Annotated in this window: 22 protein-coding genes, 1 pseudogene and 1 other annotated feature; of the genes and pseudogenes, 20 read left to right on the top strand and 3 right to left on the bottom strand. The window is 33.4% G+C overall.

The window, feature by feature from the left end; translation table 11 throughout:
• Positions 1–3: 3 nt before the first annotated feature.
• The 9 genes and pseudogenes from CWR45_RS13000 (at position 4) to CWR45_RS12960 (ending at position 4,667) form a co-directional block, all read left to right on the top strand.
• Positions 4–216 carry a helix-turn-helix transcriptional regulator gene (locus tag CWR45_RS13000; protein ID WP_115750306.1) on the top strand — a complete coding sequence of 71 codons (213 nt, stop codon included), beginning with the start codon at positions 4–6 and terminating at the stop codon, positions 214–216.
• A 26-nt stretch (positions 217–242) separates the two neighbouring features.
• A complete protein-coding gene (locus CWR45_RS12995) occupies positions 243–614 on the top strand; it encodes a DUF2178 domain-containing protein (protein ID WP_115750305.1) in 372 nt (123 codons plus the stop codon).
• A gap of 22 nt (positions 615–636) precedes the next feature.
• Positions 637–918, top strand: a complete 282-nt coding sequence (locus tag CWR45_RS12990; protein ID WP_115750304.1) for a DUF3784 domain-containing protein — start codon at positions 637–639, stop codon at positions 916–918.
• A 179-nt stretch (positions 919–1,097) separates the two neighbouring features.
• Positions 1,098–1,532 carry a bleomycin resistance protein gene (locus CWR45_RS12985; RefSeq protein ID WP_115750303.1) on the top strand — a complete coding sequence of 145 codons (435 nt, stop codon included), beginning with the start codon at positions 1,098–1,100 and terminating at the stop codon, positions 1,530–1,532.
• Positions 1,533–1,735: 203 nt separating this feature from the next.
• The gene (locus tag CWR45_RS12980; protein ID WP_115750302.1) at positions 1,736–2,191 is read left to right on the top strand and encodes an ASCH domain-containing protein; all 456 of its coding nucleotides are present in this window, start codon (positions 1,736–1,738) and stop codon (positions 2,189–2,191) included.
• Positions 2,192–2,418: 227 nt separating this feature from the next.
• Positions 2,419–2,883, top strand: coding sequence for a GNAT family N-acetyltransferase (locus CWR45_RS12975; RefSeq protein WP_115750301.1), 465 nt, complete (start codon positions 2,419–2,421; stop codon positions 2,881–2,883).
• 107 nt (positions 2,884–2,990) lie between these two features.
• Positions 2,991–3,546: pseudogene (locus CWR45_RS12970) on the top strand (shikimate kinase).
• A gap of 38 nt (positions 3,547–3,584) precedes the next feature.
• Positions 3,585–4,133, top strand: a complete 549-nt coding sequence (locus tag CWR45_RS12965; RefSeq protein WP_115750300.1) for a helicase — start codon at positions 3,585–3,587, stop codon at positions 4,131–4,133.
• 84 nt (positions 4,134–4,217) lie between these two features.
• Positions 4,218–4,667, top strand: a complete 450-nt coding sequence (locus tag CWR45_RS12960; RefSeq protein WP_115750299.1) for a GNAT family N-acetyltransferase — start codon at positions 4,218–4,220, stop codon at positions 4,665–4,667.
• Positions 4,668–4,705: 38 nt separating this feature from the next.
• On the opposite strand, the gene CWR45_RS12955 is transcribed toward CWR45_RS12960, so the two are convergent.
• Complete coding sequence (locus tag CWR45_RS12955; protein WP_115750298.1) at positions 4,706–5,620, bottom strand: class I SAM-dependent methyltransferase; 915 nt, start codon at positions 5,618–5,620, stop codon at positions 4,706–4,708.
• Positions 5,621–5,872: 252 nt separating this feature from the next.
• Here CWR45_RS12955 and CWR45_RS12950 point away from each other — a divergent pair, with 252 nt between their 5' ends.
• From CWR45_RS12950 to CWR45_RS12940, 3 genes are read left to right on the top strand one after another with little or no spacing between them, the layout of a single operon-like run.
• Positions 5,873–6,187 carry a hypothetical protein gene (locus tag CWR45_RS12950; protein ID WP_115750297.1) on the top strand — a complete coding sequence of 105 codons (315 nt, stop codon included), beginning with the start codon at positions 5,873–5,875 and terminating at the stop codon, positions 6,185–6,187.
• A complete protein-coding gene (locus tag CWR45_RS12945) occupies positions 6,171–7,019 on the top strand; it encodes an ATP-binding cassette domain-containing protein (protein WP_115750296.1) in 849 nt (282 codons plus the stop codon). Before CWR45_RS12950 ends, CWR45_RS12945 begins: the two co-directional genes overlap by 17 nt.
• Positions 7,016–7,723 carry a hypothetical protein gene (locus tag CWR45_RS12940; RefSeq protein ID WP_115750295.1) on the top strand — a complete coding sequence of 236 codons (708 nt, stop codon included), beginning with the start codon at positions 7,016–7,018 and terminating at the stop codon, positions 7,721–7,723. The genes CWR45_RS12945 and CWR45_RS12940 overlap by 4 nt, the downstream gene beginning before the upstream one ends.
• A 254-nt stretch (positions 7,724–7,977) precedes the next feature.
• Here the strand turns inward: CWR45_RS12940 and CWR45_RS12935 are convergent, their stop codons facing one another.
• Positions 7,978–8,244: a hypothetical protein gene (locus CWR45_RS12935; protein ID WP_245975421.1), complete on the bottom strand. Its 267-nt coding sequence runs from the start codon at positions 8,242–8,244 to the stop codon at positions 7,978–7,980.
• A gap of 318 nt (positions 8,245–8,562) precedes the next feature.
• On the opposite strand from CWR45_RS12935, the gene CWR45_RS12930 reads away from it, so the two are divergent.
• The 6 genes from CWR45_RS12930 to CWR45_RS12905 all read left to right on the top strand — a co-directional run bounded on the left by CWR45_RS12930 (position 8,563) and on the right by CWR45_RS12905 (position 15,877).
• A complete protein-coding gene (locus CWR45_RS12930; RefSeq protein ID WP_115750294.1) occupies positions 8,563–8,940 on the top strand; it encodes a VOC family protein in 378 nt (125 codons plus the stop codon).
• A gap of 70 nt (positions 8,941–9,010) precedes the next feature.
• Entirely contained in the window at positions 9,011–9,841 is an 831-nt protein-coding gene (locus CWR45_RS12925; protein ID WP_115750293.1) for a GNAT family N-acetyltransferase, read from the top strand.
• 129 nt (positions 9,842–9,970) lie between these two features.
• Positions 9,971–10,196: a binding site (T-box leader), on the top strand.
• Between the two features lie 319 nt (positions 10,197–10,515).
• Complete coding sequence (gene thrS, locus CWR45_RS12920; protein WP_115750292.1) at positions 10,516–12,435, top strand: threonine--tRNA ligase; 1,920 nt, start codon at positions 10,516–10,518, stop codon at positions 12,433–12,435.
• Between the two features lie 447 nt (positions 12,436–12,882).
• The gene (gene wrbA, locus CWR45_RS12915) at positions 12,883–13,494 is read left to right on the top strand and encodes an NAD(P)H:quinone oxidoreductase type IV (protein WP_115750291.1); all 612 of its coding nucleotides are present in this window, start codon (positions 12,883–12,885) and stop codon (positions 13,492–13,494) included.
• A 598-nt stretch (positions 13,495–14,092) separates the two neighbouring features.
• The gene (locus CWR45_RS12910; protein WP_115750290.1) at positions 14,093–14,938 is read left to right on the top strand and encodes a pentapeptide repeat-containing protein; all 846 of its coding nucleotides are present in this window, start codon (positions 14,093–14,095) and stop codon (positions 14,936–14,938) included.
• A gap of 75 nt (positions 14,939–15,013) precedes the next feature.
• Positions 15,014–15,877: a hypothetical protein gene (locus CWR45_RS12905; protein WP_115750289.1), complete on the top strand. Its 864-nt coding sequence runs from the start codon at positions 15,014–15,016 to the stop codon at positions 15,875–15,877.
• 289 nt (positions 15,878–16,166) lie between these two features.
• Here CWR45_RS12905 and CWR45_RS12900 read toward each other — a convergent pair whose 3' ends face one another.
• Positions 16,167–16,493, bottom strand: a complete 327-nt coding sequence (locus CWR45_RS12900; protein WP_115750288.1) for a winged helix-turn-helix transcriptional regulator — start codon at positions 16,491–16,493, stop codon at positions 16,167–16,169.
• A gap of 138 nt (positions 16,494–16,631) precedes the next feature.
• On the opposite strand from CWR45_RS12900, the gene CWR45_RS12895 reads away from it, so the two are divergent.
• Both CWR45_RS12895 and CWR45_RS12890 read left to right on the top strand, forming a co-directional pair.
• Entirely contained in the window at positions 16,632–17,036 is a 405-nt protein-coding gene (locus CWR45_RS12895; RefSeq protein WP_115750287.1) for a DoxX family protein, read from the top strand.
• Between the two features lie 10 nt (positions 17,037–17,046).
• Positions 17,047–17,898, top strand: a complete 852-nt coding sequence (locus CWR45_RS12890; RefSeq protein ID WP_115750286.1) for a VOC family protein — start codon at positions 17,047–17,049, stop codon at positions 17,896–17,898.
• The last annotated feature ends 232 nt before the right edge of the window (positions 17,899–18,130 follow it).

Genomic DNA, 18,130 nt, shown 5'->3' with positions numbered 1-18,130 from the left:
CACTTGAAAGAAATATCAGTAAAAAATAAAGTAAAGCTCGCCCGGATTGAAAAAGGTAATTTAACTCAAGGAGAATTGGCAAAATCAGTTGGAGTTACACGGCAGACAATGAGTTTAATCGAAGCACAGAAATATAATCCTACAATTAAAGTTTGTTTACTCATCAGTAAGTATTTAGAACGCCCCATAGATGAATTATTTTGGGCAGAGGAATAACCAATTAAAAGGAGTGAATGAAACCAATGCAAGTAAATTTTCTAACAGTAATAATTGGATCGGTTATTAGTTTTGCGGTTGTGTGTCTTATTACAGAACAAATTCAATGGGGGATAATAGTTGGGCTTCTTATTGGTGTAGGAAGTGCAAAATGGTTAAGAGTGAAGAAAAACAAAGCAAGTGATGAAATTGAGTATGATGAAAGAGTTAATAACAATATTAAAAAGTCATCATTCCAAACCTTCTCCATTGCAAATTTATTGTTATTAATTTACTTATTATATTCAGAGCTAATTTTAAACAATTACGCCATTAAGACCAGTTATTTAATTATTTATTTATCCATTATTTTCATTCTTTCTTACTATGTAGTCCCTTTAATAGTGAAAAGAAAATAAAAATTTCAGAGAGGTGTTAAGTATGAATCAGCCGTTAATGATTGCTGCAATTGTTCTTCTTATCTTTGCCTTCCTTATAGGTGTAAAAAAGCAAACGTGGATATTATCTGGATTTAATCAAGCACGTGTTAAAGAACAGGATAAACTAGCAAAATTAGTTGGTTTTTATTCCTTGATAATTGGAATTGTTATGTTGATTGGTGGGTTTATTAACTATCCCAATAGTGAAAAAGTATTATTTCCTATAATGTTAATTGGATACGTCATTTTAATTGGGTATGTAAACACAAAAATGGTCGAATAGAAAATTATTTAGAGAATCCATTTTAAATGGAGATTTCAAACTATTTAATGAACGTTTAATCTCTTTTATTGCATTAACTGGTGCGATTGTAAAAAGGCAGTCGCCCAATTACATAAAGTCAAAGTATTGTTGAGCAATGAATACATTTATTGATAAAATTGGAAATGGAGTTAAACATAATGCTTACAGAAAATACACTAGTACCAGAGTTATCAGTTTCAGATATAAAGATAAGCCTTAATTTTTATTTAAATATTCTTCCGTTCAAGATGGAGTATCAACGCCCAGAAGATAAGTTCGCTAAGCTATCACTAAATGGCTGTCAAATAATGATTGAAGAAATAAATGGCTATTGGCAGACAGGGGAGTTATCATATCCTTTTGGAAGGGGAATTAACTTTCAAATTAGGGTAAGTGACATTAACGAATTATATAAGAGTCTAAGAAAGCATAAGTATCCGATTAAGATGGACATCCAAGAGAATTGGTATAGGGCAAACGCTAAATGGTTAGGGCAGAAGGAGTTTTTAGTCATGGACCCAGATGGCTATTTATTACGATTTGTCCAAACATTGGGGGAAAGAGATAAGATAGAAATGAACGAATTGAAATAGTTGGAACTCCGTTTGCGGTGAATATCACACGTACATTGTGAACAGGCGAAAAGAGAGCGATAATCTCAAATCCTTAACAATCTGAATGAAAAGCAATACGGTGGATCATTATTATCCGCTATTTGTACTAAGTCGCAAAAGAGTTTACAAGAACAGATACATATAAAAGTACTAATTTATTAATAGAAAGTAGGTTTATATTTATGAGTAATGATTCCGTTATTCAAATGTGGGAAAACTATCAAAAAAGTAATCCGAATGCACCAAAAGATTATGAGGCTTGGGCATTTGGAAGCTCAAAGGAAATGGCTGATGAGCTAGCAAAATTAGTAGTAGAAGGGAAGAAAACAGCAACGGCATCGAACTATTCGTTATATGCATTGGAAAAGGAGCCTTTGCCTTATGTTGGTCTTCATAATATTATTCTCGACGGTCAGGGCGAAGCTGTTGCGATATTAGAAACTATCTCAGTAGAAGTTGTTCCATTTGATGAAGTAACAGAGGAGCACGCATATTTGGAAGGTGAAGGTGACCGTACACTGAATTATTGGCGCGAAGTTCACGAACCATTTTTTAAAGAAGAATTTGTGAATATAGACCAAGATTTTGATTATAAAATCCCCGTTGTTTGCGAGAGGTTTAAGCTGCAATATAAATAAAGTACGTATGTAAAATATGAAATCTAGAACTGATTTACATATATTACAATCATTTTCCTCTTAAATAACTAATTCACTATCTTTTGTTAAATAGTGCGACAGTATAACAAGGCGATTATCAAATTAATCGTCTATTTTTATATAAAAATATATACTTTATTTTTGGAATATTATGCTAGTATTAAAGTGTGATGCAAGTTTAACGATTAGGGATAGGGGCTTACAGGATGAAATATGAGTTTAGTATTATGACACAAGAACAAGCAGAAAATATCGCATTTAACTGGCATTATGAGAGTGAGTATTCATTCTATGATATGGAGGCTGATAAGGAAGATTTTGATGAATTTTTAAACCCAGGTACACGAGGAAATTCAATGTTTGCTGTTACAAGTGGTGATGAACTGATCGCTTTCTTTAGTATGATAAAAGTTTCTAATCATACTTTTGACATTGAATTAGGAATGAGACCAGATCTAACTGGAAGAGGTAAAGGGGGAGGATTTCTAAAGGCTGCTATGGAATTTGTTAAAGCTGAATATGAAGCAGGAAAATTAACTTTATCCGTAGCGAAATTTAATCAGAGAGCAATAAAAGCATATAGGAAAATGGGATTTATAGATGGTGAAACCTTCATGCAAGATACCAATGGCAGCACATTTGAATTTTTAAAAATGGAATATGAATATTAATAATACCAGTAAGATATTCCATTCGACAGTCTTATTGACTAAAGGTGCAGAACTAAAGTAGAAGGCTTATTAAGATAAACCTTGAATAAAGATTTTGGAGGAAGTTTATGAAGTTTGTAGTTATATTTGGGCCGCAAGCAGTAGAAAATGACAGTAGGGCAGGAAATAGAAAAGATAACCGATTTGAAGTTGTTCCACAACCATATGACGATTGAATTACTCGAACCGCTATTAGGATTTAGTCCAAAAATGTGGAAATTATCTAATCTATTTAGGGAAGAAATATTCAGGGCAGTAGCTGAGAGTGAACAGGCAGGTCTGATATTCACCTATGTATGGGCTTTTGATCAGCAAGAGGATTGGGACTATGTAGACAAAATCTGTGAAATTTTTGCATCCAAAGGTGCAAGTGTTTATTTTGTAGAATTAGAAGCTGATGTTGACGAGAGAATTGAACGAAATAAAACTCCACATCGACTTGAACATAAGCCAACAAAAAGAAATGTTGAATGGTCTGAAAATGAACTTAAGAAGACGATGGAAAAACATAGGTTGAATTCCTACGAGGGCGAAATTCAAAGAGAAAATTACATAAAAATTAATAATACTAATTTAAGTGCGATAGAAGCAGCTAAATTAATCACAGATAGATTTAATTTATAATTTTTCAGCTACATATGCATAAAATGGAGGGAATACGAATGAGTTACGAAAATAGGAATTTATACCCCGATTGTATAACTATCACTAGAACGGTCGAGGTGGGTGGCCTTACCAAACCGCAGCTTATCCAGAAAATGCAACAACACTCTATTTTTATGAACGAGCTTGGAGAAAAGCTATTCGCTGACGATAATTTTACGACCTCTGCAAAAAAATATACGTTGAAGACTGTGGAGCTAACCGTCCGTAACCTTGGTTTACCAGAGGGGGCTACTACAACTCAGATTTTTAATAGCGCGAATCAACTTGATTTGAACTTATGCCCGCTTGAACTGGGTCCTCACCTAAGAATGGCTTATATGGATCAGGCTGAAGGTTATTCAGGAAAACCATCCCGGCGGAATCAAGCTCCATACGGCTCCATCACAATAGCTTCAGAGATATTAAACGAAGACAAAAATTTTCCGAAAGGCTTCTATCTTAGACGAATCAAAGGTGTGCTATGGTTGCGTGGATACGTTGCTGATGAACAGCACGTTTGGTCAGCTGATGATCACTTTATATTTTGCATAAAAAAAGACTTTTAAGAAGTGAGAAGTTGTCAGATACGAAAAAAGGGGAGAATTTAATTTAGATGAGAAATATATCTCTAATTGAAAAGGAGCCTGTAAATGAAAGTTCGAAATGTTATTGAAGACGATTATTATAAAGTAATTGATGTTATCAATGATTGGTGGGGTGGGCGTGAAATGACGCATTTGCTGCCTCGATTATTTTTTGATCATTTTCAGCAATCTAGTTTTGTTGTTGAAGAAGATAATAATGAATTAGCAGCCTTTCTCATTGGGTTTGTCTCGCAAACACATCCAGATGAAGGATACATTCATTTTATTGGTGTTAATCCTGAACTTAGAAATAGGGGGATAGCAAGAGAATTATATCGACAATTTTTTCAAACTGTCCGTAACCTAGGATGTGAAAAGGTTAAATGTATTACCAGTCCAGTTAATGAGAGTTCTGTCTCATTTCATAAGTCATTAGGGTTTTCTGTTTCATTAGGAAGGGATTATGCTGGCCTAGGTCAAGATCGGATATTGTTCTCTAAGTTTATTGGTTCATAGAGAGCCTCTTAATCTTAAGAGGCCCTTAAAATAGATAATTATTTCTTTACAGCATGAATAAAATGAATTGTCTCGAATGCAGATAAATAATCCGTCCTATTTCTAAAGAAAAGCTCATTTATCGAAGCTGGTGTTAAATGTTCATAAATTAGTAAATCTGATTTTCCTAACATATGCTCTATTTCATTATAAGTGAAACTTGATTTCATAGGTTCCCCACTTGCTGAAGCCATTATTACCATGTTTTCAACTCTATTAGACCTTCCTTTTTCTTTAAAGAGTGTTTCGTCTGCATAATCAAAAACAATAGAACTGCCTGATGGAATGTTGGCAAATAAATGACTAATCAAGTTCGCGTTTTCCTCTTTAGTTAAATAATATGAAACACCCAAAAGGCTAAATAATGTTTTTTTGTTATCGAACCCATCATTTATTAATTTTTGCATTGAAAACTTGGTAGTAAAGTCCATAGAAATAAAATGAAGATTTGCAGGGATGTTAAGTTTAACATCATTTAATTTTTTCTTTTTTAGTTCTTGTGTAGCGGGATGATCAATTTCAAATATCTTTAGGCTATTGCTCATCTCTGGATAACGGAAGCTGAAAGTATCTAATCCAGCTCCAAGTATGACATATTGTTTTACTCCTAATTTAACTTCATTAAATAATACTTTTTCACAATACGCAGAGCGCGCTAAAGGAGTCGGGGAAAGTTGAACTTGTGTAATCCATTTTAAAATTTCCGCTGGATCATCTTTATACCTTTGCCCGATATCTTTGTTAAAGAATTGTATTCCATCAATCATATTCTTGCTGATAGCTGAAAACTCTTCTTCGGAAATTAAATCTTTTGCAATAAAATCATCAAAAATTTTTGGTGTGTCATATTTACTGTGAAACGCTCGACCGAAAGCTGATACTAAGGAAGTTAAGCTGGACTCATTTTGTTTCATACCATTTTCCTCCCATATAAAAGAATAAGATTCCCCTGGCCAGGAGAATCTTATTATATACAATAAAATGTTAACTGTAAATTATAGCACAAGTAAATTATTTTGTCAACCGATATAACTTTTAATTATAGTGAGAAGAATTCTAATTCAACTAACGGATACAAGAGTGAAAGAAATTAAAGAGTGTAGTTTGTATGCTAGTATTGTGTCTGGAGGTATTCATTAGAGAATACTCTATGAGGGAGGATACAGATGAGCATTAATTATTTTATTTTTAATTCAAAGCCAAATCGTGATGTTTTGGATGGGATTTTGTCATTGAATAAATATATTTTTGGAACTTCCAATGATTTGAACAATAAAGCGGAAAATAAACCTCAGTTGTTAGTAGTTACTGCAATGGAAGATAATAAAGTAATCGGATATAAGATTGGGTATGAACTGGAAAATAAGAAGTTTTACAGTTTGTTAGGTGGAGTGGATATAGACTTATTTGTTTCGAATTTAATTAATAGACGTATCAATACGATTCGTCAGATTGGGGAGTTTTATGGAAAAACTTGTTGAACTTAAAAATATAAATAAAGTCTATGCGAATAAGAATGTCCTAAATAATATTTCACTTACAATCAACAAAAATCAAATCTTGGCAATTCTAGGTGGAAATGGAACTGGAAAAAGCACTTTATTACGAATAATCTCAGGTATTGAACGACCAAGTTCAGGGGAAATTAATTACCCTAACAAAAATATTAAAATTGGATATGTACCCGAAAGATTTTCTAAAAACATTCGATTTACCCCAAGTGAATATTTATATTACATAGGGATGATGAGTGGAAGTGCAAAGGACTATCTAACAAAAAGAATTGATGATTTATTACTTCTCTTTGAACTAGACAAGATGAAAAATCATCGAATCATGGAACTATCGAAAGGTAATATTCAAAAAGTTGGACTTATCCAGGCGATACTAAATCGTCCTAATCTATTGATTTTAGACGAGCCTTTATCTGGTCTTGATTCTGAAGCACAGGAAGAATTAGTGAAGATCTTAGTGGAATTGAAACAGCAAGGTACCACGATATTGTTAACTTATCATGAATCCAATATTTTTGAATCAATAGTAGAAGACACTTTCTATTTACATGATGGAAGTATTTCTGAGACAGCTTCTAGTGAAAAAGAATCTATTAAATTATTGATAGTTAGAAATGTAAATAAGTCAATTTTTAAGGAGTGGGATGGGATATTTCACGTGGAAGAAAAGGGCAATCAACTATACCTTTATGTTACGGTAAAAAGCAGTGATGTTATTCTATCAAGAGTTCTTCAATTAGAAGGAAGTATTGAGGCTGTATCGACTGTAACTTTAGATGATATGGAGAGAATGTTATGAAGGCATTAATAAAATTCAGTTTACATGATTATCTGCGTTCTCATAAGTATTTTCCACCAATATCAACATTTATTATTTTAATTTTGATCTATTATTCTTATAGACCAAATCCGATTATTGATAGTTATGCTGTAACGGCAATGATATTATATATTATTTCTGCTTGGTTATGTATTAGTGTATTATCACTTGATCCACCTGTTCAAAGACAACTTATGGTTCTTCATATAGGTGGGGAGAATCGTTATTATCTATCTAAAATAATTTCTGTATTGTTAATTTCTATTATACTTACTGTTTATGCTTTTATCTATCCAATTATTTTTGGTATGTTTGATGAATCAGTAACTTTAACAATTGGTTTGGTTTCCCTTGTAAATCATGTTTTTCTATCAATATTAGGGATTAGTATTGCAAGTTTATTTAGCAAAATAATAACAGAAAATGCTATTAATTCTTATGGGGGATTAGCTCTTACTATCATCATCTCTTTTGCAGCTCTAGGAGTTTATGATGCCCTGCCATCATATCTTAAAAATATAGTTTGGATAATTCCTCCGGCAACCAGTACACAAACACCACTAATTAATTGGAATGGTGAAAATGTCTTGGATCTTTATTTATTTCCATTTATTTGGATTATCATTTATTCACTAATAGTTTTATATTTGTTTATAAAATTAGCTAAAAGGATTCAAAAGTAACAAAATCAATACAATCAATGTAGGGTGGACTCGATTAAATAGAAAAGTGTATAAATCTGAAAAACTATATCCACGTTTAATTGCGAGCGGCATAATCAACATAATGCTCGATTATATTTATATAAAATGGATTATTTGCAGGGACGTATCATTGAACGAAATCTTACAGTTTCAAGTCAAAAATAATGATTAGCAAGTAAAATAAAAAGCATCTAAAAGATGCTTTAGTAAAAAGACTAATAATATATTTTAATTTACGTACGCAAATATGATTTTTGATTGTTTAATTGTCTTTTTAGTTTTTCGTGTTCTGAAGTCAAATAATCAATTTGTTTTTGTAGTCTTTTGGTATCGTTATTATTATTTGCTTGTCTTTCTTCTTCTAAAGCCATAATTGCTGCTACGGTAGTTATTGCATCGCCAAATGTAGTGAGTGCTCCGCCTAGTATAGCAAGTTTTGCGGCTTGACTGTCTGTTTGAAAGTTTTGAGTTTCTTTTTCAGAACTATTATTGCTAATCAAACTAGTAGCCCCCCCTGTAATTAAATGATGTCTCCAGTTATTTTATGGAATGAGTATTATTTTGTGTAGGCTTGTTAAATTGCTTTTAGATAGCAGGATAGTTGATCGAGAATGAAGAATTAAGAAACACAAGGGCCGATTAAGTATGATTGGTTTACTTAATCTTTGTAGTCTCAATTGTGGAAAAGATGCTTGGATACTTCCTGCTATTAATCTGATGATATATGAAAATCATAATCAAAGATATTGGGTCGCTCTTTCCATTAGAATTGCAAATCAAACGTTGAAAATTAAGATGAAATGAATGGAGGAATAATATTGAAAGCTAATGCAATTCAAAAAATAGGACAAATCGGTGTGCCAATTAATAACGTAGAGAATGCAATTGAATTTTATAAAGAAGTATTAGAATTACCGCTTCTATTTAGTACAGACAGTATGGCATTCTTTGAATGTAATGGGCTACGACTTCTTCTTACTATTCCAGAAAAAAATGAATTTGCAAATTCAAGTTCCGTTATCTATTTTCAGGTAGAAGATATAATAAAATCCTTTGAAGAATTGATTAAAAAAGGAGTTTCCTTTATCGACCAACCACACGTCGTTGCGAAAATGGAGCATACAGAAACGTGGATGGCTTTCTTTAAAGATACTGAAGGAAATACGCACGCTTTAATGAGCGAATTACAAATTTAGCTCGTTTTGTCTTCTGATGTTACATTCGGAATATTAGATTGGAGTATGGTATTGGAGAGGGGGGGAGTATATGATTTCGGAACTACATAAATTTGAATTTTATAAATGCAAGGGTTTATTACATGAACAAGGACAAATAGAAGCAAAAGCAGTAATTGAAGGGATTAATCCTGGTCGTGTATTTGTAGATGATATTGGCTCGCCTACTGCTGGGCTTATTTGGTTAGGGAATAATGATGGATTTTTCTTTATTGGAAATGAAAATAATGATGAATTCAATAACGAATTAAACTATTTTATTGATAAGGTAATCATGCCAGAAGCAAAGAAAGTCAGTTTAGATTACTTTGAAGGAATTGGTGATCACCAGAAATGGGATTTGACGATTAAAAAACTGTTTGAGCATCGCAAATTAGAAAGTTGGAAACAGAGGGTTTATTTGTTGCAAAAAGAAGATTATAGAAGTAACTATGAGTCAGATATAGAACAAGGATATGAGGTTGTGAAAATCTGCAATAACTTTCTTGAAAACAGAGAAAACTCAATCAAAAATATTGAATTCTTGCACTCTAAAATTATGGAGTTTTGGTCTTCAATAGAGAATTTCCTTAATGATGGTATTGGTTATTGTATTGTCTATGAAAGTGAAATTGTGAGTATTTGTTTCTCAGGTTTTGTCGTGGGAAATGTACACTGTATAGGTATTGAAACATTTGAGGAACATCGTGGTAAAAAGTTAGCCAAAAAATTAGCCCATCGTTTTGTAAAAGATTGTTTGGAGAATGATAGTGTTCCATATTGGGATTGTATGGAATCGAATAAGCCATCGATTGCAGTGGCGGAAAATATAGGATTCAAAAATGTATCTAACTATAAAGGGTATTATTTTCCTTTTGAGTGATATTTTCTTCCGCTGAAGAGTCGTCCAGGTTTGTCTGTTTCTTACATTGATGACTGAGCTAGAAAGATTTAAAGTAGATTGTTGCTATTCTTGGGAATATATTGTAATATGTAAAAAACTCTAAAATAATTAAAAGCACGGATAAGGACATGAATTATTTTTACGGTTTACAGAGAGGGAAGAATTAGCTGGAATCTTCCTAGCTTAGGAAAATAATTTACCGCCTTTGAGCTGTATCAGTGAAATATTAGTATCTGATTTCGTCAATGCTACGTTACAGCACCAGAGCCATAAAGTTATTTTTTTGCCTTATGGAAATTTGGGTGGAACCACGGATAACACATTCGTCCCTTTTGCAGGGATAGATGTGTTTTTTATTTTACATGAAATTAATAGCAATAATTGTGATGACAAGGACATGAGTTACTTATTACGGTTTACAGAGAGGGAAGCTATGCTGAGATCTTCCTAACGCAGGAGTGTAATTTACCACCTCACGAGCCGCATTGAGGAATCGAGTATTCAATGCCGTCAATGCTACGTTACAGCACCAGAGCCATAAAGCTATTTTTGCCTTATGGGAATTTGGGTGGAACCACGGATTACACATTCGTCCCTATTGCAGGGATGGATGTGTTTTTTTATTTAACAAAATGAAAAGGAGTGTAATAACGATGAGTGAAAAAATGGTTAGTATTCAATTTCCAGATGGCAATGTAAAGGAATTTCCGCTAGGCACTACGGTAGCAGAGGTTGCAGGATCTATTAGCTCAAGTTTAAGAAAAAAAGCAGTAGTAGGAAAAGCAAATGATCAACTTGTAGATTTGAGCTATGGATTAAACAGGGACACTAGTCTATCCATTCTAACTTTGGATTCGGTTGAGGGGATATCAGTACTGCGTCATACTTCAGCACATGTATTAGCACAAGCAGTCAAAAGATTATATCGGAATGTGAAACTAGGGATAGGTCCTGTCATTGAGGATGGATTTTACTATGATATGAAATTAGAGCAGAGTTTAAATGCAGAAGATTTAGATGCCATCGAAAAAGAGATGAATAACATCTTTAATGAAAATTACGAGATCCAGCGAATCGAGGTTTCTTATGAGGAAGCCGAAAAATTATTTGAAGAAAACGATGAACCATATAAGATAGAAATACTAAAAGGTCTACCTAAAAATGAAAAAATTACGTTATATAAACAAGGTGAATTCATTGACCTTTGCCGTGGACCACATTTACCTTCTACAGGTTTTATTAAAGCATTTAAATTGACACGAGTCTCAGGTGCATATTGGCGAGGAGATAGTAATAATGATGTTCTACAGCGAGTCTATGGAGTTGCTTTTAAAAATAAGAAAGACTTGGCTGAACATTTGCGTTTTCTGGAAGAAGCAGAGAAACGAGACCATCGTAAGTTGGGAAAACAATTAGAACTATTTATGTTCTCAGAGGAAGCACCAGGAATGCCATTTTATTTGCCAAAAGGACAAATTGTAAGGAATGAGCTAGAAAAATTCTCCAGAGAAATACAGAACAGTGCAGCTTACGATGAAGTTCGTACACCGTTCATGATGAATCAAAAGCTATGGGAGAGTTCAGGACATTGGGATCATTATCATGAAAATATGTATTTTTCAGAGGTCGACAAAACAAAATTTGCGATGAAACCAATGAATTGTCCCGGGCATATGCTGATCTATAAAAACAATCTTTATTCTTATCGGGATTTACCTGTCCGTTTGGCAGAGTTTGGCCAAGTTCATCGTCATGAATATAGTGGTGCATTAAACGGTTTACTTAGGGTTCGTACATTTTGTCAAGATGATGCCCACATCTTTGTTCAAGAGGATCAAATTGAAAGTGAAGTTAAGAAAGTATTCCATTTAATTGATCAAGTGTATTGTGCATTCGGTTTTGATTACTCGGTGGAACTTTCCACTCGTCCAGAGGATTCATTAGGTGATAATACGCTTTGGGAAATCTCTGAAAGAGCATTAAGAAATGTGCTTGATAATCTAAAGATAGATTATCAATTAAATGAAGGAGACGGGGCATTTTATGGTCCGAAAATTGATTTTCACATTAAAGATGCTTTGAAACGAAGTCATCAATGTGGAACAATCCAGCTTGATTTTCAAATGCCAGAAAAATTCGACCTTACGTATATAAACGAGAAAAATGAGAAGGTTCGTCCAGTTGTCATACATCGTGCAATTTTTGGCTCAATTGATCGCTTCCTTGGGATTCTAATTGAACATTTTGCTGGAGCTTTTCCATTATGGTTAGCACCAGTACAAGTACAAATAATACCCGTCTCAAAAGATCATTTGGATTACTGCTTAATAATTCAAAAGGAACTGAAACAATTAGGCGTGAGAGTAAAAATTGACTTCCGTGATGAAAAACTTGGCTATAAAATAAGAGAAGCACAGATGCAAAAGATCCCTTACATGGCAGTCATAGGGGACAAAGAAGTAAAAGAAGAAACACTTAATGTAAGAAAATATGGAGAAGAAAAGTCAACAGGTGAGCTATTCAAAGATTTTAAAGAGAAGGTTGTGCAACAAATAGTAGAACGTAGCCTTTAATTTAATAGTTCCTTAAATAGTGTTGAATAACAAATAGGTAGTACCAAGGGGAAGGAGGAAAGAAATATAGAAGCTATTAGTGAGATGAGGGGCTATTACGTGGCAGGTATCAGCCGAACTTTTTAGTGAATACAACTGTGTATAGAATGAATCCTGTAATGGGTTCATTCTTTTTTGATATGCGAAGAAATTGTAAGTGCAGCAATGTAAACAACTAAAGCAGCACAAAATAAGAGCGATATCATATATACTGTCTTTTCCTTTGCGAACGGGTGCTTTTGAAAAATAGTATTAATAATATCTCTCCGGAAGGGAATAACAAACGTATTGAACCATTGAAAAAATGGTTCTAGTGGAGGTGACTATTATACGTTAAAAAAATGATGGTGTTCCATACATATGGATATATTTGATAAGTTGTCAGGAAACAAAAAGGAGATGGAAAATATGTCAAACGTAAAATTAGCTGTAATTTTTTATAGTATGGGTGGAACAAACTACCAATTAGCAAAATGGGCGGAAGAAGGAGCGAAAGAAGCGGGTGCAGAGGTAAAAGTTTTAAAAGTACAAGAATTAGCTCCAGATTCAGTTATCGAAGGAAATGAAGTGTGGAAATCTACCGTAGAAGCAACAAAAGAAGTGCCAGTAGCAACATCTGATGACCTTGAGTGGGCAGATGCTATTATATTTAGTACACCTACCCGTTTTGGAAATATTGCATCGCAAATGAAGCAATTTTTAGATATTCAAGGTGGGTTATGGGCTTCAGGGAAAACGGTTAATAAAGTGGTAAGTGCGATGACATCGGCACAAAATCCCCATGGTGGACAAGAAGCTACAATCCTGTCCCTCTATACCTCGATGATGCACTGGGGTGCGATTCTTGTACCTCCAGGATACACCGATCAAGTTTTGTTTGGTGCAGGTGGAAACCCTTATGGAACAAGTGTATCAGTGGACCAAAATGGTAAAATGGTAGAGGACGTGGAAGGTGCCGTGAAGCATCAGGCGAAACGTACTGTTACCGTTGCTGGATGGGTGATACAAGGAAATCAATAAGAAAATAATTTTAAATTAATCATTTAAATGAAAATAATATAGTCACTACGGAAAGTAAAAGATGGAGACATTAATTTGAATTTCTTCTTCTAACATGTCTAAGTTAAATCAATCTCTAAGCGAAACTAAAAAATCCCGGGTCTTCTCAATAAAAACCCGGGATTTTTTTCTTTCCAAAATTAGATGAAAGAAAAGTTGGAGAGGAATGATTAGGAGAAGTTTTGTTTGTATGTGACATCAGCAAAGTGAAATATAGTTGTCTGTAGACATTCATTTTAGTTTTATTTAATTTGTGCATAGGTAAAAATAAGTCCATTTTAGGCTATTAAGTCTCAGAACGTGAAGTAAGTATTCACTGTTTTCGTGAAAATAGCATTTCCGAAATCGGACGATTTTTTATGTAACTATAGAAATAGTAGTACAAATAGTATTAACAAACCTGTAAAATAACAATAAAGATATTTAATTACTAATAAATTGACTGGAAAATTCAATCCTCTTATTCCATTAATAAGCCGATTCGTGAATCAGTGGTGTACAATTAAATTAGGAAATCGGTACCTTTGATCAATGAGGAGTAGTTTGAGGAGGTTATAAAATGCATAGTGAAACAGCCAAGAACATCAGAGAAAGTTTAAAAGCGGATTGTTCTAAATGCTTTGGACTTTGTTGTACTGCGCTTAATATTGTAGCATCAAGTGACTTTGCGATAAATAAACCTGCTGGGACACCTTGTTCTAACTTACAGAGGGATTTTCGGTGTAAAATACATAAGAATTTAAGGGATAAAGGATTCAAGGGATGTACAGTGTTTGATTGTTTAGGTGCTGGACAAAAAGTTTCTCAAGATACTTTCAGTGGTCAAAATTGGCAAGAACATCCAGAAATCTCTAAAAAAATGTTTAGCGTATTTCCTATCATGGAACAGCTTTATGAAATGATTGCATTTATTGCGGAAGCTTTAACTTTTAATATCTCACCTTCATTGCAGGATAAATTAAATAAACAATTAGAGAAGTTACAAGGATTGAGTGATATGGAGGCAGATAGCATTTTGTCACTAGATATTACGACTTGTCGACTACCGGTAAACGAGCTACTTTTAGAAACAAGCGAATACATCCGAAATGAACTAAGTTCAAAAGATTCCTCGATTAGTATAGAAGAACAATGTAGAGGTGTTGATTGGATCGGTAAAAATTTACAAGGAAAAGATTTAAGAACGAGTGATTTAAGAGGAGCTTATTTAATTGCTGCAGATTTACGAAATTCAGATCTAAGAGGTGTTGATTTTATTGGAGCTGATTTGCGTGATGCAAACTTAAGTGGTGCGGATCTTTCTACAAGTATGTTTTTAACTCAAATGCAAATTAATTCAGCTAAAGGCAACGATAAAACGATATTACCCGATCACATTCAACCACCATCTCATTGGATTAACTAGGCAAACCTTAAAGAAAAATAGAAAATGTAAAAAGAAAAAATATATATTACATAGCGTTAAACATGGGGTGGTAGAATGAGAAAGCTTTGTGGGATAGTAATCATTATTTTTAGTTTGGTACTTGCCCTCGGATGTGCATTACTCTTTCAAGAGGATATTATTTTATCCAATATAATCTTATGGATTATTAGTCTTCCACTTTTTATCAGTGGTCAAATAATCAGAACATCAAAGTCTGAATTTAAATATAGAGGAAAGCGTTGGGTATCAATCTACATATTTTTCTTTTTTATTTTTCCGCTATTAATCTATTTATATGGATATTATAATGATCTTAAGGAAAATACATTTGTAGATGAACAGTTTATTATTTATCAACCTACATCAGGTTCACTAGGGGATTTGTCTCTCGTTGTTTTTATGATTCTTATCTCTCTATTTGCTGGTCGATTTCTTAATCCTGATTTAAAGCGAAAAGGATTATTAAATGTATTGATTATCGTAACCATTATTTTCTTAATTGGATTCAATTATTTCATGTTCTCTGATTATCGGGGAATACATGAAGAAAAGGGATTGGTTTGCAGCAACTGGAAAGGTGAAAGGCATATTATTTCTTATGAAGAGATTGAAAGTGTTTATGTGGAACCCTATGTCCATTATGCAAGATTATCCAGTACTAGCGATGAGACAAGGTTTGCTTGGAAAATGACCTTTCAAACTAATAATCAAAAAAATGAAGTGGTTTACCATTTTCCAATAATGTCAGTCTTTGGATTAGAGCAAACGATGGATATGGAGAAAGTATCGATGGAAAACGATATACCTTTTATTATTGGAGAAATGAGTCAAGAATCATTGAAGTGGTTTGATCTCGATTTGGAATTAGAAGGACTGGATAAAGAACGTTATTATGAGCTTTTTCATGTGAATAATTAATAAAATTGAACATGGATAGCTGTTTATACAATCAAAAATTATTATTTATAGGGACGAATCGAATACGATTGCGTCCTATTTTCTTTCAGTATGTTTTCTATCGCAGCACCAATAACCTTATCCATCGGTATTTGTCCTCAATAATAAGCGCGATTGATAGAGGTAAGGAAAAAAGGAAGAAAGTCTATTATAATCTATTCAATAAATCAGAAAAGACATTAACAAAAGTCATTTCAATACGAAATGTCTCTGTTGATGTCTTTAGAGATTTGTTTATTCTCTATCCAATCTAGGATAACTCAGTTTCCCCTTTTACCCATAGCTGTGACCATTTCTCGATGTCTCGTATGATGGGCTCCATGGACCGTCCTTTTTTTGTAAGTGAATACTCGATGATTACTGGTGTTTCAGGTATTACCTCACGTTTAACGATTCCTTGATTTTCTAAATCCTTTAAGCGATCGGATAGAACTTTCCCACTTATACCAATTGAAGATTGAATTTCATTAAAGCGATGTGTTCCTAATAACAACTGATAAATAACTAATGCAGTCCATTTTTGACTAATTAATGAGATGGCTTTCTCAAACTTTGGACAAATTGTTGGTTGCGTCACTTACCTCACCTCTTTATGATAGTATATCACAATATTTTATCTATTTATAAATAAAAAGTTACTTACTTGACAAAATATAATTACCATCATAAACTAAGTTACATAAAGTAATTAATAAATAAAAGGAGAGTTAAAGAAATGAATAAAAATGAAATTGGGAAAGCTATTTTAAGGGTAGTATTAGGTCTTACATTCTTCATTCACGGATTATCAAAATTCCAAGGTGGAATTTCAAATACAGTAGGATTTTTTGATAGCATTGGTATTCCTGGATTCCTTGCATATGTTATTGGTATAATAGAAGTAATAGGTGGAATTGCATTAGTTTTAGGAATTGGAACAAGAATCATTGCTATATTATTTGCACTGATTATGGTAGGAGCTATTATTACAGCAAAATTTTCAGCTGGCTTCCTTGGAAATGGTCAAATGGCAGGATATGAACTGGAACTTGCATTACTAGCTATGTCGATTTACTTTGTATTAGCTAATAAATCGGTATTATCTTTAGATCAAAAATTATTTAACTCAAATAACAACTAGGAGAAGGATTATGGAATTTCACAAAAAACCCTCGACTTTCGTTGGACATGTAAAAATTAAAGTAACCAACTTAGAGCAATCATTGAAATTTTATCAAGAAATTATTGGATTCGATATTTTAGAACGAACATCGTTAACAGCAAAGCTCACAACAGATGGAAAAACAAGTATCTTATCACTAGAACAACCTGAAAATGTCGTACCAAAACAAGGAAGAACAACTGGTTTGTATCATTTCGCACTACTGTTACCAAAAAAGTCAGACTTAGCGAATATCGTCGTTCATTTAACAAATAAGGGCATTCGCTTTGGATCATCGGACCATCTTGTCAGTGAAGCATTGTACTTACACGATCCTGATGGGAATGAAATTGAAATTTATATCGATCGAGATCCTTCTGAATGGAATTGGAATGGCGAAGAAGTGGCAATGGCAGTAGATCCATTGGATTTTGAAACTCTATTAAAAAATGTTGTTCCAGAAAATCATTGGAAGGGAATTCCAGAAAAGACAGTAATGGGGCATATTCATTTACATGTATCGGAATTAACTAAAACAGAGGAATTCTATGTGAAGGGCCTAGGGTTTGATGTGGTCAATCGCTATGGAGGACAGGCATTATTTCTCTCAACTGAGAAGTACCACCATCATATTGGGGTGAACACTTGGAATGGAGTAGGAGCACCACAGCCATCAGAAAATAGTGTAGGTATGGAATTTTACACACTCATTTATCCTAATGAAGAAGCAGTCAAGGAAACAATCGGTAACTTGCAAAACATTGGAGCACCCGTTACAGAAGAAGATGGAAGATATATCACTTATGATCCGTCTGGAAATCGTATTGAGTTAGCTGTTTAAGAGAGAAAAATAGCATTATTTACAATACAATAATACGGAAGTGTGAATTTAACTACAATAGACTTGATTCGACTTGATGAGAAATTAGGTAATCAATTAGTCTGAAAAGCAAACAAAACTGTGTAAGTAGAGAGTAATTGCTCTCACTTTGCAGTTTTGTTTTTTTATAAAAAAGCATGAAATCAAATCTGCATACAAGTCTGTGGTGCTTAGTTTGAGCTTCTTTTTCAAG

This window comes from Oceanobacillus chungangensis, from assembly GCF_003369565.1.
Lineage (GTDB): Bacteria > Bacillota > Bacilli > Bacillales > Amphibacillaceae > Oceanobacillus > Oceanobacillus chungangensis.
Note: the sequence above shows the minus strand (reverse complement) of the source record. Positions and strands in the feature narration are given on the sequence as shown.